General features: G+C 45.8%; 13 protein-coding genes. 3 read left to right on the top strand and 10 right to left on the bottom strand.

What is annotated here, in order from left to right; genetic code table 11:
• Nucleotides 1-18 precede the first annotated feature (18 nt).
• The 8 genes from sspB to zapE form a co-directional block, all read right to left on the bottom strand.
• Complete coding sequence (gene sspB / locus ACF8EG_RS24240; protein ID WP_005458208.1) at nt 19-501, bottom strand: ClpXP protease specificity-enhancing factor; 483 nt, start codon at nt 499-501, stop codon at nt 19-21.
• Between the two features lie 16 nt (nt 502-517).
• Nucleotides 518-1,153 (bottom strand): stringent starvation protein SspA, encoded by a 636-nt coding sequence (gene sspA / locus ACF8EG_RS24235; RefSeq protein WP_005458199.1) that lies wholly within the window; start codon nt 1,151-1,153, stop codon nt 518-520.
• A gap of 96 nt (nt 1,154-1,249) precedes the next feature.
• Nucleotides 1,250-1,987, bottom strand: coding sequence for a cytochrome c1 (locus ACF8EG_RS24230; protein WP_005479715.1), 738 nt, complete (start codon nt 1,985-1,987; stop codon nt 1,250-1,252).
• Nucleotides 1,984-3,249, bottom strand: a complete 1,266-nt coding sequence (locus ACF8EG_RS24225; RefSeq protein WP_005479717.1) for a cytochrome bc complex cytochrome b subunit — start codon at nt 3,247-3,249, stop codon at nt 1,984-1,986. Before ACF8EG_RS24225 ends, ACF8EG_RS24230 begins: the two co-directional genes overlap by 4 nt.
• Nucleotides 3,249-3,839: a ubiquinol-cytochrome c reductase iron-sulfur subunit gene (gene petA, locus ACF8EG_RS24220; RefSeq protein ID WP_005479718.1), complete on the bottom strand. Its 591-nt coding sequence runs from the start codon at nt 3,837-3,839 to the stop codon at nt 3,249-3,251. Before petA ends, ACF8EG_RS24225 begins: the two co-directional genes overlap by 1 nt.
• A 546-nt stretch (nt 3,840-4,385) precedes the next feature.
• Complete coding sequence (gene rpsI, locus ACF8EG_RS24215) at nt 4,386-4,778, bottom strand: 30S ribosomal protein S9 (RefSeq protein ID WP_005458217.1); 393 nt, start codon at nt 4,776-4,778, stop codon at nt 4,386-4,388.
• Nucleotides 4,779-4,793: 15 nt separating this feature from the next.
• Complete coding sequence (rplM, locus tag ACF8EG_RS24210) at nt 4,794-5,222, bottom strand: 50S ribosomal protein L13 (protein WP_005396465.1); 429 nt, start codon at nt 5,220-5,222, stop codon at nt 4,794-4,796.
• Nucleotides 5,223-5,474: 252 nt separating this feature from the next.
• Nucleotides 5,475-6,578 (bottom strand): cell division protein ZapE, encoded by a 1,104-nt coding sequence (zapE, locus tag ACF8EG_RS24205; RefSeq protein ID WP_017449190.1) that lies wholly within the window; start codon nt 6,576-6,578, stop codon nt 5,475-5,477.
• A gap of 196 nt (nt 6,579-6,774) precedes the next feature.
• Here zapE and zapG point away from each other — a divergent pair, with 196 nt between their 5' ends.
• From zapG to degS, 3 genes are all read left to right on the top strand, one after another.
• The gene (zapG, locus tag ACF8EG_RS24200; protein WP_005457173.1) at nt 6,775-7,218 is read left to right on the top strand and encodes a Z-ring associated protein ZapG; all 444 of its coding nucleotides are present in this window, start codon (nt 6,775-6,777) and stop codon (nt 7,216-7,218) included.
• 336 nt (nt 7,219-7,554) lie between these two features.
• Nucleotides 7,555-8,922: a Do family serine endopeptidase gene (locus tag ACF8EG_RS24195; protein ID WP_005457169.1), complete on the top strand. Its 1,368-nt coding sequence runs from the start codon at nt 7,555-7,557 to the stop codon at nt 8,920-8,922.
• Between the two features lie 196 nt (nt 8,923-9,118).
• The gene (gene degS / locus ACF8EG_RS24190) at nt 9,119-10,183 is read left to right on the top strand and encodes an outer membrane-stress sensor serine endopeptidase DegS (RefSeq protein WP_005490480.1); all 1,065 of its coding nucleotides are present in this window, start codon (nt 9,119-9,121) and stop codon (nt 10,181-10,183) included.
• 42 nt (nt 10,184-10,225) lie between these two features.
• On the opposite strand, the gene parC is transcribed toward degS, so the two are convergent.
• Together parC and parE are read right to left on the bottom strand one after the other, a co-directional pair.
• Entirely contained in the window at nt 10,226-12,511 is a 2,286-nt protein-coding gene (parC, locus tag ACF8EG_RS24185) for a DNA topoisomerase IV subunit A (protein ID WP_069505207.1), read from the bottom strand.
• A 3-nt stretch (nt 12,512-12,514) separates the two neighbouring features.
• The gene (gene parE, locus ACF8EG_RS24180) at nt 12,515-14,395 is read right to left on the bottom strand and encodes a DNA topoisomerase IV subunit B (RefSeq protein ID WP_005457157.1); all 1,881 of its coding nucleotides are present in this window, start codon (nt 14,393-14,395) and stop codon (nt 12,515-12,517) included.
• Nucleotides 14,396-14,553 lie beyond the last annotated feature (158 nt).

The raw sequence follows: 14,553 nt of genomic DNA, 5'->3' as shown, positions 1-14,553 counted from the left end.
GTTAACGCTGCTTTTTATTTACTTAATCACTCTTAAGCTTGGTCGACCTTTAGGACGAGGAGCTTCTTCCTCTTGGGATTCTGCACCAATCTCCTCAGAAGTTTCTTCCGTCACCGCCTTAAAAGATGGTGACAAATCTTCTTCTTCAATCGTTTCTTCTTCGATGTGCGTGTACGCTTCTTCTGGTTCAAACATTGTTCCAGCACCGTTTTCACGAGCATAAATCGCTTGAACTGCATACACTGGCACGATCACTGAGTGTGGTCGGCCACTAAAACGAGCATGGAAGGTAATCGCATCATTACCCAACTCTAAGTTACCAACGGCACGAGGAGCAATATTCAAGATAATCTGACCATCTTGAACAAACTCAACAGGCACACGCACACCCGGCATAGTTGCATCAACAACCAAGTGGGGAGTTAAGTCATTGTCTACTAGCCAATCGTAAAATGCGCGAAGCATATACGGACGGCGAGCAGTCATTTTTGCAATATCCATAACGTCTCTAAATCGCTTAGCGAACTAGACGCATTTCACGTTCAGCTTCAGTTAAAGAAGCAAGGAATGAATCACGCTCAAATACGCGGTTCATGTATACCTTGATTTCTTTTGAGCCTGGGCCAACTAGGTCAATACCAAGTTGAGGTAGGCGCCACAATAGTGGAGCTAGGTAACAATCGATTAGGCTGAATTCTTCACTCATGAAGTATTCGTATTCAGCAAAAATTGGCGCTAGAGTCAGTAGATCGTTACGAAGTTTCGTACGCGCTTTTTCTGACTCTTCTGCATTACCTTTAACAATTTTTTCAGCTAGTGAGTACCAGTTACGTTCAATACGGTACATCATCAAACGGCTGTTACCACGAGCAACTGGGTAAACCGGCATTAGAGGTGGATGAGGGAAACGCTCGTCCAAGTACTCCATGATGATTTTTGAATCGTAAAGAGCTAGCTCACGGTCAACAAGAGTTGGCACTGATTTATATGGGTTTAGCTCAACAAGCTCAGCAGGAAGATTAGCTTCATCAACAAGCTCAACTTCAACACTTACGCCTTTTTCAGCTAGTACGATGCGAACCTGATGGCTATACAAATCTGATGCACTTGAGAAAAGAGTCATCACAGAACGTTTATTGGCAGCTACAGCCATGGAGCCCTCCAGTACACTTACAAATAAAAATAATGGAGGCTAAGCCTCCATTATCCATCAATTAAAATTGGGAATTAGCACGGTATGATAGCACAATTAATGCACATCACGCCAATACTCTTTCTTAAGCATCACGACAACAATCGTTAGTAGAACTAGGAAACCCATTACCCACCAACCCAAAGCATGACGCTCAAGTTGAACTGGGTCGCCGGCGTAAACCAAGAAGTTCACCAAGTCACCAACCGCTTTGTCATATTCGCCTTCGCTTAATTCGCCAGTACCGTTTGTCTCAGTACCAACAACCACTTTGACTTCTTCACCATCAACCATCTTAGTGCCGTACACTGGCGTTGGAATACCTTGCAGTTCTTCAAGAACGTGCGGCATACCAACACTTGGGAATACGATGTTGTTCACGCCAAATGGACGAGATGGATCAACATAGAAAGAGCGTAAGTATGTGTACAACCAATCCGCACCACGCACTCGGGCTACCAAAGTTAGATCCGGTGGTGGAGCACCAAACCAGTTTGCCGCCTGCTTCGGTGGCATAGCATTAACCATGAGGTCACCGATTTTCGCTTCAGGGTTGAAAATCAGATTTTCCTTCATTAGGTCAGCTGGAATATCTAAGTCTGTTGCTACACGCTCATAACGCTGGTATTGCGTAGAGTGACAAGCAAAACAATAGTTCATGAACAACTTCGCGCCATTTTGTAGCGAAGCTTTATCCGTTAGGTCCACGTTTGCTTTATCAAGCGGAACGTTGGCCCCTGCTGCCATCGCAAGAGATGGCAACATAGCAAATAGAATTACAATCCACTTCTTCATTTGAATGTCACCCTCTCTGGTAATGGTTTGGTTGCTTCATTTTTGCTGTAGAAGAACAGCAGTACAAAGAACATGAAGTAACACAAGCTAAAGATCTGAGATAGTAGTGTGTACGTCGGTGTTGCAGGCAACGCACCTAAAATGCCCAGAGCGATAAAGGCGATAGTGAACTGAACAATATTCAATAGGTGGATTTTGCTACGGTAACGGTACGAACGTACTTTACAGCGATCCAACCAAGGTAGAACAAACAGTACAGCGATAGACGCACCCATTAGGATTACACCCAATAGCTTGTCTGGAACCGCACGCAAGATTGCGTAAAACGGAGTGAAGTACCATACCGGAGCGATGTGTTCAGGCGTCTTCAATGGGTTTGCAGCTTCAAAGTTAGGCGGCTCAAGGAAGTATCCACCCATTTCTGGGTTAAAGAACAACACATAACAGAAGAAGAACAAGAAACCAGCAACACCAACCAAATCCTTAACCGTGCCATATGGATGGAAAGGAATAGAGTCAATAATATCGTATTTCTTCGTGTAGTAATCGTGGAACTTGAACTGCGTTTTGTAATCATCGCCCATTGAACCTTTTGGTAACTTAGTTTCGATACCGTCAGGGTTGTTAGAGCCAACTTCGTGCAGTGCCAACACGTGAAGCACGATAAGTAGAAGTAGTACGATAGGCAGCGCGATTACGTGTAGTGCGAAGAAACGGTTCAACGTTGCACCTGAGATGATGTAGTCACCACGAATCCAAAGCGTTAAGTCATCACCGATAACAGGGATTGCACCAAACAGAGAAATGATTACCTGAGCGCCCCAGTATGACATCTGACCCCATGGTAGTAGGTAACCCATGAATGCTTCAGCCATTAGAACTAGGAAGATCAACATACCGAAGATCCACAGTAGTTCACGAGGCTTTTGGTACGAACCGTAGATCAGACCACGGAACATGTGCAGGTATACAACAACGAAAAACGCTGATGCGCCAGTTGAGTGCATGTAACGCAGAAGCCAACCGTACTCAACGTCACGCATGATGTATTCGATAGATGCAAACGCACCTTCACCAGAAGGAACGTAGTTCATCGTTAGCCAAATACCCGTTAGGATTTGGTTAACAAGAACCAGCATCGCCAGAGAACCAAAAAGATACCAAAAGTTGAAGTTCTTCGGCATTGGGTATTCAGATAAATGCTTTTTATAAGCATTCATTGCTGGAATACGCTTTTCTACCCAATCTAATAGTGCTTGCATTATGCATCCCCCTCATCAACACCCACAATGAGCTTGGTGTCGCTCAAATACATGTGTTTAGGAACGACAAGGTTCAATGGAGCAGGTACCCCTTGGAATACTCGGCCTGCCATATCGAACTTAGAACCATGACAAGGGCAGAAGAAGCCAGACCTTACGCCCTGCACCTGCTCTGAGAAAGAGTCTGGTAGGTAGGTAGGTGAACAACCAAGGTGAGTACAGAAACCAACGGCAACAAAGTACTCTTCTTTAATCGAGCGAAACTCATTCTGAGCGTACTCTGGCTGCTGTTCCATTTCAGATTGTGGATCACGAAGCTTATCACTGATCGTTTTTAGGTTATCCAGAACGCTTTGAGTACGGCGAACAATCCATACAGGTTTCCCCTGCCACTCAACACGTACCAGCTGACCTGGTTCAATTTTACTTATATCCACTTCCACCGGTGCACCCGCCGCTTTGGCTTTAGCACTCGGATTCCATGATTTAATAAAAGGCACGGCGACGGCGACTGCCCCTAACCCACCAACAACTGCCGTTGTAGCGGTTAGAAAACGCCTGCGACCGTTATTTAAAGGCGCGTTGCTCATCCAAACATTCTCCCATTTGCTCCCTTTGGATCGTTATTATTCCGCTTATAAGAGCATGGCTAACAAATAATGAATTTAGTTCTAATTATTGGGGAGAAATGATAAAGAAAACCCTACTTTTTGACAAGATAAAGCTACCTTTTTGTAACATTTGTGAGGCAAATCGCTCGCGTCGTCACAAAAGCGGCAGAATTATAAAAAATTGATGTGATTTGTAACAAGAAAGCGAAATGAAGAACAACAAAATTAAGCCTCAAATGCCTTTTATTTTGGTTGTTTTCAGAGAATTACACCGAATAAGTTTTCAATAAGTGACAAAAATCACTAACACGTAAATTTAAACTTTTGTAGCACAAGGAAAGCGTAAATATCGCGACAAAACCTTCGTAAAATGTTGCGTGGATATTAAAGGGGAGTGTTCTGAGATAACCAGAGAGAACGGATGTTTTATCTGACAATAAAAAACAAAAAGCTCGGCATATAGCCGAGCTTTTGGTGCACAGTCCCAGAATAATTCTGGAAAGCATAATTTCCGGTAAAAGGAAATTAACGCTTAGAGAACTGTGGACGACGACGTGCTTTACGTAGACCAACTTTCTTACGTTCAACGCAACGAGCGTCACGAGTAACGTAACCAGCTGCACGTAGAGCAGGACGTAGAGACTCATCGTATTCCATAAGCGCGCGAGTGATACCGTGACGGATAGCACCAGCTTGACCAGAAATACCGCCGCCTTTAACTGTAACGTAAAGGTCTAGCTTCTCAGTTAGTTCAACTAGCTCTAGAGGTTGTTTAACAACCATGCGAGAAGTTGGACGACCGAAGTATTCATCAAGGCTACGCTTGTTTACTACAATGTTGCCGCTGCCTGGTTTAATAAAAACACGTGCAGCTGAGCTTTTGCGACGGCCAGTGCCGTAGTATTGATTCTCTGCCATTTTCGAAATCCCCAATTAGATGTCTAGTACTTGTGGTTGTTGAGCAACATGGTTGTGCTCAGCGCCTGCGTAAACTTTAAGCTTACGGTACATAGCACGGCCTAGAGGACCACGTGGAAGCATGCCTTTAACTGCTAGCTCAAGAACCATCTCAGGTTTACGATCGATCAGCTTTTCAAAAGTGATAGATTTTAGACCACCTGGGAACTCAGAGTGACGGTAGTACACTTTGTCTTTAGCTTTGTTACCAGTTACAGCAACTTTCTCAGCGTTGATAACGATGATGTAGTCACCAGCGTCAACGTGAGGAGTGTATTCAGCTTTATGTTTGCCACGTAGGCGAGATGCAATTTCACTTGCTAGACGGCCAAGAGTTTTACCTTCAGCGTCTACAACGTACCAGTCGCGTTTTACAGTTTCTGGTTTAGCAACGAAAGTTTTCATGCTAATAATAACCCGTTAATTAAAATTTAAACTTTAAAGGAACACCCGTTTGGTGCTCCCACACTGTCTAAGAGCCCAGTCATCACCCCTTCGAGTCGTTGGTACTCTCGACCATCTATTTCGAAATAACTTCGATAATCCGGTCTGCAGTAACGGTGGGTCGCAGGATTATAGAGAAGAGCGAAGAAAAAATCACCTTTTTTTGCGCCAAATCACTAATTTTTTCTTCACTTTTTTAAGAGACAATCAAATTTATGCCAAATGCTCGCGAGCAAGATACTCATGACTCTGCATCTCGGTTAAACGCGATACACAACGCTTGAACTCAAATTCCAGTTGTCCTTCGGTATATAAGGCATCCATCTCGACTTCCGCTGAAATAATCAGTTTTACGTTACGCTCATAAAACTCGTCGACTAAAGCAATAAAACGCCTCGCAGCATCATCAATTTTACGATTCATCTGACGAACATCGGCCAGTAAAACCGTGTGATAAATACGTGAGAGTTCAATGTAATCGTTTTGACTTCGAGCGGTTTGGCACAACTGCTCAAAAGAAGCATGTAACACCCCATCACTGGCTTCAATCACGTTAATCTGTCGATGATTAATGTCGATTTTGTGGGCAACGCTTTTACGCTCAGCCGTAAGCTGCTGATAATAGGTATTTAAATTAATAGAAGCCTGCTCATCCAATGGATAATGGTAGATTTCGGCTTGTTCCAACGTCCTCAGACGATAATCGACACCACTATCCACATTTAGTACATGGCAACGCGCCAAAATCATATCAATAGCAGGAAGGAAACGAGCTCGCTGTAAGCCATTACGATACAAATTTTGTGGTTCGATGTTTGACGTCGCCACCAGCACCATCTGACGCTTAAACATTTCTTGCAACAATGTGGCAAGAATCATGGCATCAGTTATGTCAGAGACAAAGAACTCGTCAAAACAAACAATATCCGCTTCTTGTTTAAATAAGTCGGCAACTTTGGAGAGAGGATTTTCTACCTCCCCCAAGCGCTTTAACTCGTCATGTACCCGATACATAAAGCGGTGAAAGTGCACGCGCATTTTTCTGTCAGTAGGTAAGGCATCAAAAAAGGCATCCATTAAATAGGTTTTACCTCGGCCTACCCCGCCCCAAAAGTACAAACCTTTTGGGGGTTGAGGCATCTCGACCTTTTTGCCCATGAGCTTCTGCCATTTAGAAAGTTGAGGGATCGGCGCAGACTGAAACTCAACAATATCATGGTAGAGTTTGTCTAAAGCGACTACGGCTTGATGCTGGGCTTCATCGCGCTGGAATCCATGTTCTGCTATATCTTTTTGATATCGTTTTAGTGGTGTCATCAGATTAAGTCGTGTTAGAGGTACAGAGAAAATGGTCACCTCGGGGTCAACTTTGAGAATAGAGAGAAGTAGTTATCAGTCCCCGAAGACATACTGCTATTTTTCTTTATCGGCTGTGAAAGCCATAGTAACATGGACAAGCACCGCGTGTAACTAAGTAGTAAAAGACTTGTTAAAACAACTATAAGGAGCAGTTATGCCTTGGATTTATGCCATTGTGGGTTTGCTGGTCGGTACAATCGTAGGCGTAGTCATTAGTAGACTAACCACCCCTGAATACAAGAAACAAAAGTCTGTGCAAAAAGAACTTGAAGCGGCTAAGTTTGAACTAGAGCAACAACGTCAAGAGCTCGTAGATCATTTTGCACAAACCGCAGAAATGTTGGATACCCTGGGTAAGGATTACACTAAACTCTACCAACATATGGCGAAGACCTCTTCAGAACTTCTGCCTAACTTGCCAGAACAAGATAACCCGTTTGATAAGAAAACGGCGATGTCTTCAGAGCAAATCAAAGAAGACCAACCAGAGGTCAACGAACAACCAAAAGACTACGCCAACGGCGCGACCGGTCTTTTGAAAGATCAAGAAAAAGAGATCATCAACGCTCCCGACGTGGTGACGGCTAAAGCCTCTTAACCAGCTCTTTTCCTTTCTTTTGGGTCGATATAAATCGTAATTTGTATCGACCCTTTTTGAACTTTTCTACAGCAATCCCTCTCTAACTTGCATGTGAACTGCCGTCACCCTTTGAATATCCAAACTAGACCTTATATTAAAAATATAAATCAAGATAAGTTGATGTTCATAAACCTATGCAGGCAATTCGTTTCAGTCTATTGCGGCCTTTGAATAATGGCATGCGCTATCAGTTGGGCTAAACGTACCCTGTCATGGATGACCAAACGCTTATTCTTATTGGTGTAAAGTGCGGATATTTCTTTTTGGCAGACATGTTTCAAGAGGAGTTACTGGATGAAAAAGCCATTGCTTGCGCTAACCGTTCTATCTTTAAGTTTGAGTTCCATTATCACGCCGATAACGGCCACGGCAGCACTGCCTCTAAGTGTTGATGGCCAGCAATTACCAAGCCTAGCCCCGATGCTAGAAAAAGTGACCCCAGCAGTCGTGAGCATTGCGGTTGAGGGTAAACAAGTTCAAACCAGTCGTATTCCGGAACAATTTCAGTTCTTCTTCGGCCCTGACTTCCCGATGGAGCAAACTCGAGAGCGTCCATTCCGCGGATTGGGCTCTGGCGTCATTATTGATGCCCAAAAAGGGCACATCGTCACTAACTATCATGTGATAAAAGGCGCGGATGAAATTCGAGTGCGCCTCTATGACGGCCGCGAGTACGATGCAGAACTCGTTGGTGGTGATGAGATGGCAGACGTCGCATTGCTGAAATTAGAAAAAGCGAAAAATCTAACTCAGATTAAGATTGCCGACTCTGACAAGTTACGCGTCGGCGACTTTACTGTTGCTATCGGCAACCCATTTGGCCTCGGCCAAACCGTCACCTCGGGTATCGTTTCTGCACTGGGTCGTAGTGGTTTAAACGTGGAGAACTTCGAAAACTTCATCCAAACCGATGCCGCAATCAATAGTGGTAACTCTGGCGGTGCACTGGTAAACCTTAACGGTGAGCTGATCGGTATTAACACCGCCATTTTGGGACCAAATGGCGGCAACGTCGGGATTGGTTTTGCGATCCCATCGAACATGATGAGAAACCTCACTGAGCAGATTTTAGAATTTGGTGAAGTAAAACGTGGCATGTTGGGCGTTCAAGGTGGTGAAGTGACCTCTGAGCTGGCAGAAGCACTGGGTTACGAGTCAAGTAAAGGGGCATTCATTAGCCAAGTCGTGCCCGATAGCGCAGCGGACAAAGCGGGTCTAAAAGCCGGTGATGTGGTTGTCTCAGTGAACGGTAAGTCAATCGACACTTTCTCTGAGTTGCGCGCTAAAGTCGCCACATTAGGAGCGGGTAAGAAGATCACGCTAGGCGTTATTCGTGATGGTAAGAGCAAGTCGTTTGACGTGACTCTTGGCGAGTCCACCAACATGAAAGCCAAAGCGGAAACGTTGCATGAAGGCCTAAAAGGAGCAGAGTTAAGTAACACTACACCAAGTGATGCCATCCAAGGGGTAAAAGTCTCCAGTGTTGCAGAGAATTCACCAGCCGCGCAATACCAGCTAAAACAAGGTGACATCATTATTGGCGTCAATCGTCAACGAGTGAAAAACCTTGCGGAGCTTCGCTCTATTGTTGATAAACACAAAGGTGTGCTTGCACTAAATATCCAACGCGGGGAACGCACTATCTACTTGGTGATTCGATAGTCTCTAGCCTCTAAAATCAGGGCAAAACCAGACGATTGATCCATCACTCTTGGTGATGAAGCTCGAAGAGTTAATCTTACTATCAATCTGATTATTAAAAGGGCAGTGCGATCACGCACTGCCCTTTTGTTATTTTTCAATGTAATGCTATTCTTCACCTTTCTATGCCATTTTGGCGCTCATGCATGGAGAGGATATGCTTAGCTTTTTATTACGTTCTGTCTTTTTAGGCTTAGCAACCGCTGCCGTTGTACTGCTCGCAGTTCCATCATTGCGCAATAACGTTATTCCTGTCGCGCTCGACCAACAACCGAAAAATATCGCATCTCTTGAGTTGTCGTTTAACCAAGCCGTAAGAAGAGCGGCGCCAGCGGTTGTGAACATCTACAGCCGAAAATACGTTGAAAACGATCGCAGTAAACTCTCGACACAAGGGCTGGGCTCTGGGGTTATCGTCAGCGAAAAAGGTTATATCATTACCAACTATCACGTGGTAGCTCAAGCAGACCAAGTCGTTGTTGCATTGCAAGATGGTCGAGCTGCTGCCGCTCAACTTGTTGGCACCGACAAACGCACGGACATTGCCGTTTTACGAGTTGAAGGTTCTAACCTACCTGTCATCCCATTGAATTCTGAATACAAACCTCAGGTTGGTGATGTCGTTTTAGCGATTGGTAACCCATACAACTTAGGGCAAACCACGACCTTCGGCATTATTTCCGCGACAGGTCGCTCTTCTATTAGCGATGGTCGTCAAGCCTTCATCCAAACTGATGCTGCAATCAATGAAGGTAACTCGGGTGGCGCATTGGTGAATACTCAAGGTGAATTGGTGGGCATCAACACCGCATCTTTCCAACAGGCAACCGATCTTGAAACCTATGGTATCTCATTTGCAATCCCCGCCCCACTCGCCAGCAAAATTATGCAGAAAATCATCGCTGATGGTCGTGTGATTCGCGGCTACATCGGTATTGATGGGCAAGACATCAATGCAGTGACGGCCCGTTTACTAGGAAACGAGCACATTGGCGGTATCGTTGTTTTAGGTATCGACCCAAATGGTCCAGCAAGTGCCGCAGGCTTTGAAAAACAAGACATCATTATCAGTATCGATGGCAATAAAGTTCAGGGCCGTCAAAGCGTGATGGATATCGTCACGGATTTACGCCCAGGCACTTCTGTCGACGTTGGTATCATTCGTAAAGGCAAGGAAATGACTCTAAAAGTCACCATCGCCGAAGACAAACAAGAAGCATAAAAAAATCCCAGCCAATGGCTGGGATTTTTGTTTCTATTCGTTTTATTCGCTTTCGATCGATTCTTCAGTGCTGCTCGACTCACCAAGCTCAACGTCAATTCGCGTCACTCTCTGTAAGCCTCTTGGCAGCAGACTACCTCGGCGACCACGCTCACCACGGAAGTTCTCAAGATCAGCAGGTTTCAAACCTAGCTTGCGCTTACCAGCGTACAAGGTTAAAGAAGCACCTTGCGGCAACGCGATTAAGTGGGACAACACTTCTTCACGCTCTTTCGCTTTAGCTGCTGGGATGTTGATAATCTTGTTACCTTTACCTTTCGCTAATTGCGGCAAGTCTTTAATTGGGAACAACAACATACGCCCTTGGTTGGTAATCGCTAGAATCTCATCCGAATCCAGATCGCCGACTTCTTTTGGCGTCATCACTTCAGAATTTGCAGGCAACGTAACCAACGCTTTACCGCTGCGGTTCTTCGATAGCAAATCAGCGCCTTTACACACAAAGCCGTAACCAGCATCGGAGCCCACCAGCCATAGCTGATCTTCTTCGCTCATGATCACCTGACGAATACTGCTACCCGCCGTGATGTTCAAGCGACCAGTAATCGGCTCACCTTGACTACGTGCTGATGGCAACGAGTGCGACTCAAGCGAGTAACTTCGACCATCACTGCCAAGGAAGACCGCCGGCTGACTGCTCTTACCGCGCGCATGCGCCAAGTATTTATCGCCAGACTTGTAGTTCAAACTTTCCGCATCAACATCGTGTCCTTTCGCATGACGAACCCAACCTTTTTCAGACAGTACAACGGTAATTGGTTCACTTGGTACTAGGTCACGCTCAGTCAGTGCTTTTGCTTCAGCACGTTCAACTAAAGGAGAACGACGGTCATCGCCGTATTTCTCTGCGTCGGCTTTAATTTCTTTCTTAAGTAGAGTGTTCAGACGACGCTCAGAACCAAGCAGCTGCTCTAGCTTCTCACGCTCTTTCTCGAGTTCGTCTTGTTCACCACGGATCTTCATCTCTTCTAGCTTCGCTAGGTGACGAAGTTTGGTATCCAGAATCGCATCGGCTTGAATATCGGTGATACCAAAGCGTGCCATCAACACCGCTTTTGGATCGTCTTCGGTACGAATGATCTCAATCACTTCATCTAGGTTGAGGTAAGCAACTAACAAACCTTCTAAGATGTGTAGACGAGCCATCACCTTGTCTAAACGGTATTGTAAACGACGACGCACGGTACTGCGGCGGAACTCAATCCACTCAGATAGGATCTGTACGAGACCTTTCACTTGAGGACGGTTATCCAAGCCAATCATGTTCAAGTTAACACGGTAGCTACGCTCTAGATCAGTAGATGCAAACAAGTGGTTCATCAGCAAATCGCAATCGACGCGATTCGAACGTGGCACGATTACGATGCGAGTTGGGTTCTCATGATCCGATTCGTCACGAAGATCTTCTACCATCGGTAGCTTCTTCGCACGCATTTGGTTTGCGATCTGCTCAAGCAGCTTCGATCCAGACACTTGATGCGGAATCGACGTGATGACGATGTCTGCCCCTTCTTTATGCCATACCGCACGCATCTTGATGCTGCCACGGCCGTTGCGATAGATCTTTTCAATTTCCGCTTGAGGCGAAATAATCTCCGCTTCTGTCGGATAATCTGGACCTTTCACAAACTGCATAACTTCAGGCAATTCTGCTTTCGGATTGTCGATCAGATGGATAGTTGCGTCAGCCACTTCACGAACATTGTGAGGTGGGATATCTGTCGCCATACCAACCGCGATACCCGTTACGCCATTCAACAAGATATGAGGTAGACGTGCTGGCAACATTTGAGGCTCTTTCATCGTGCCATCAAAGTTTGGTTGCCATTCCACGGTGCCCTGACCTAGCTCACCAAGCAATACTTCTGCAAACTTAGACAGTTTCGCTTCGGTATAACGCATTGCCGCGAAAGATTTCGGGTCATCCGGCGCACCCCAGTTGCCCTGACCATCAACCAGTGGGTAACGGTAAGAAAATGGTTGCGCCATTAATACCATCGCTTCGTAACATGCAGAGTCACCGTGCGGGTGGTATTTACCTAACACGTCACCAACGGTACGTGCAGACTTTTTGTATTTTGCTGATGCCGAAAGACCAAGCTCCGACATCGCGTAAATGATGCGTCGTTGAACCGGTTTTAAACCATCGCCAATGTATGGCAATGCACGGTCCATGATTACGTACATCGAGTAGTTCAGATAAGCGTCTTCAGTGAACTTGCGCATTGGCAACTGTTCAACGCCATCGTAGGTAATTTCTGTAGACATCCGTTAAACCTCTGCCAAATCGCCGTTGTTTTGTAGCCAAGAACGACGGTCATCTGCGCGTTTTTTACCTAGCAGCATGTCCATCATTTCCATAGTGGCTTCAGAGTCGTCGATCGTAAGTTGAACCAAACGACGCGTGTTCGGATCCATTGTGGTCTCGCGTAGCTGAATTGGGTTCATCTCACCCAGACCTTTGAATCGTTGTACGTTGATTTTGGCTTTCTTCTTCGACAAACGTTCTAGAATGCCATCTTTTTCATCGTCATCGAGGGCGTAGAAGACTTCTTTACCACAGTCGATTCGATACAGAGGCGGCATTGCTACATAGATATGACCCGCTTCAACGAGCGCGCGGAAGTGACGAGTAAACAAAGCACACAGTAGCGTTGCGATATGAAGACCGTCCGAGTCCGCATCGGCAAGGATACAAATTTTACCGTAGCGTAGGCTGTCAAGGTTGTCGCTGTCTGGGTCGATACCCAACGCAACCGAGATGTCATGCACTTCTTGAGACGCCAGAACTTGATCGGCAGAGACTTCCCATGTGTTTAGGATCTTACCACGCAGTGGCATTACCGCTTGGAATTCACGATCTCGGGCTTGCTTCGCGCTGCCACCCGCCGAGTCACCCTCCACGAAGAAGATTTCGGTGCGATTTAAGTCTTGTACGGAACAGTCTGTTAGCTTACCTGGCAAGGCAGGACCCGATGCGACTTTCTTACGTACGACTTTCTTGCTTGCGCGCATACGACGGTGCGCGTTAGCAATACACACTTCCGCTAGTTGCTCTGCAAGTTGAGGCTTTTCGTTTAGCCACAGACTGAATGCATCTTTTACCACACCAGAGACAAACGCAGCGGTTTGACGCGAAGAGAGACGCTCTTTAGTCTGACCAGCAAACTGTGGATCTTGGATCTTAACCGACAACACGTACGAACAACGGTCGAAAACATCATCGCCCGTTAGCTTCACACCACGTGGTAGCAAGTTGCGGAATTCACAGAACTCACGCATCGCATCCAACAAACCTTGGCGAAGACCATTTACGTGTGTACCACCCTGAGCTGTTGGGATAAGGTTCACGTAACTTTCGGTGATCATCTCGCCGCCTTCTGGCTGCCAGATTACTGCCCAGTTTGCTGCTTCTGTGTCTGCAGAAAACTCCCCAGTAAACGGTTCTTCTGGTAGTACTGGGTAACCTTTTACGCCTTCGGCTAGATAGTCTTTCAAACCATCTTCGTAGTACCACTGGTAGTCTTTGTTGTTTACTTTATCGGTAAACGTAATTTCTAGACCTGGGCAAAGTACCGCTTTCGCTCGTAGGTTGTTCACCAAACGAGTTACAGAGAAGTTAGCTGAATCGAAATACTTCGCATCCGGCCAAAAGTGCACGCTAGTACCGCGATTGCGGCGACCACATGTGCCCGTTACAGTAAGGTCTGATACTTTGTCACCGTGCTCAAAAGCAATTTCGTACACTTGACCATCACGACGTACCGTCACTTCAACTCGCTTAGACAGCGCGTTTACTACTGAGATACCTACACCGTGCAAACCACCTGAAAACTGGTAGTTTTTGTTGGAGAATTTACCACCCGCATGGAGCTTACATAAGATCAGCTCAACACCAGATACTTTCTCTTCAGGGTGGATATCAACAGGCATGCCTCGACCATCATCGATCACTTCTAGTGATTGGTCAGCATGTAGGATGACTTGTACTTTTGAGGCATGTCCGGCTAGCGCTTCATCGACACTGTTATCGATAACTTCTTGGCCCAAATGGTTTGGGCGCGCTGTATCCGTATACATCCCTGGTCGGCGACGTACTGGCTCAAGGCCATTCAGTACTTCAATGGCACCAGCATTATATTGTTCAGTCATAATACGGAATTGTTCTCAAAGTTTACTTGTTACCCAAGTCTTACCTATCGGTAAGCACATACTCAGGAAACGAAAAAGCTACCCTGTCAGCATCGTTAAGTGTTTATAAATCTGATGCATAACAACGTAGCCAGGGTCGATGACCCTTAAGATCTTTA

This window comes from Vibrio sp. YQ_11, assembly GCF_043103065.1.
GTDB lineage: Bacteria > Pseudomonadota > Gammaproteobacteria > Enterobacterales > Vibrionaceae > Vibrio > Vibrio parahaemolyticus.
Note: the sequence above shows the minus strand (reverse complement) of the source record. Positions and strands in the feature narration are given on the sequence as shown.

What these genes read in the sequence shown, in the direction of transcription:
- sspB (WP_005458208.1), bottom strand. Translation starts at nt 501, where the DNA reads ATGGATATTGCAAAAATGACTGCTCGCCGTCCGTATATGCTTCGCGCA.
- sspA (WP_005458199.1), bottom strand. Translation starts at nt 1,153, where the DNA reads ATGGCTGTAGCTGCCAATAAACGTTCTGTGATGACTCTTTTCTCAAGT.
- ACF8EG_RS24230 (WP_005479715.1), bottom strand. Translation starts at nt 1,987, where the DNA reads ATGAAGAAGTGGATTGTAATTCTATTTGCTATGTTGCCATCTCTTGCG.
- ACF8EG_RS24225 (WP_005479717.1), bottom strand. Translation starts at nt 3,249, where the DNA reads ATGCAAGCACTATTAGATTGGGTAGAAAAGCGTATTCCAGCAATGAAT.
- petA (WP_005479718.1), bottom strand. Translation starts at nt 3,839, where the DNA reads ATGAGCAACGCGCCTTTAAATAACGGTCGCAGGCGTTTTCTAACCGCT.
- rpsI (WP_005458217.1), bottom strand. Translation starts at nt 4,778, where the DNA reads ATGGCAGAGAATCAATACTACGGCACTGGCCGTCGCAAAAGCTCAGCT.
- rplM (WP_005396465.1), bottom strand. Translation starts at nt 5,222, where the DNA reads ATGAAAACTTTCGTTGCTAAACCAGAAACTGTAAAACGCGACTGGTAC.
- zapE (WP_017449190.1), bottom strand. Translation starts at nt 6,578, where the DNA reads ATGACACCACTAAAACGATATCAAAAAGATATAGCAGAACATGGATTC.
- zapG (WP_005457173.1), top strand. Translation starts at nt 6,775, where the DNA reads ATGCCTTGGATTTATGCCATTGTGGGTTTGCTGGTCGGTACAATCGTA.
- ACF8EG_RS24195 (WP_005457169.1), top strand. Translation starts at nt 7,555, where the DNA reads ATGAAAAAGCCATTGCTTGCGCTAACCGTTCTATCTTTAAGTTTGAGT.
- degS (WP_005490480.1), top strand. Translation starts at nt 9,119, where the DNA reads ATGCTTAGCTTTTTATTACGTTCTGTCTTTTTAGGCTTAGCAACCGCT.
- parC (WP_069505207.1), bottom strand. Translation starts at nt 12,511, where the DNA reads ATGTCTACAGAAATTACCTACGATGGCGTTGAACAGTTGCCAATGCGC.
- parE (WP_005457157.1), bottom strand. Translation starts at nt 14,395, where the DNA reads ATGACTGAACAATATAATGCTGGTGCCATTGAAGTACTGAATGGCCTT.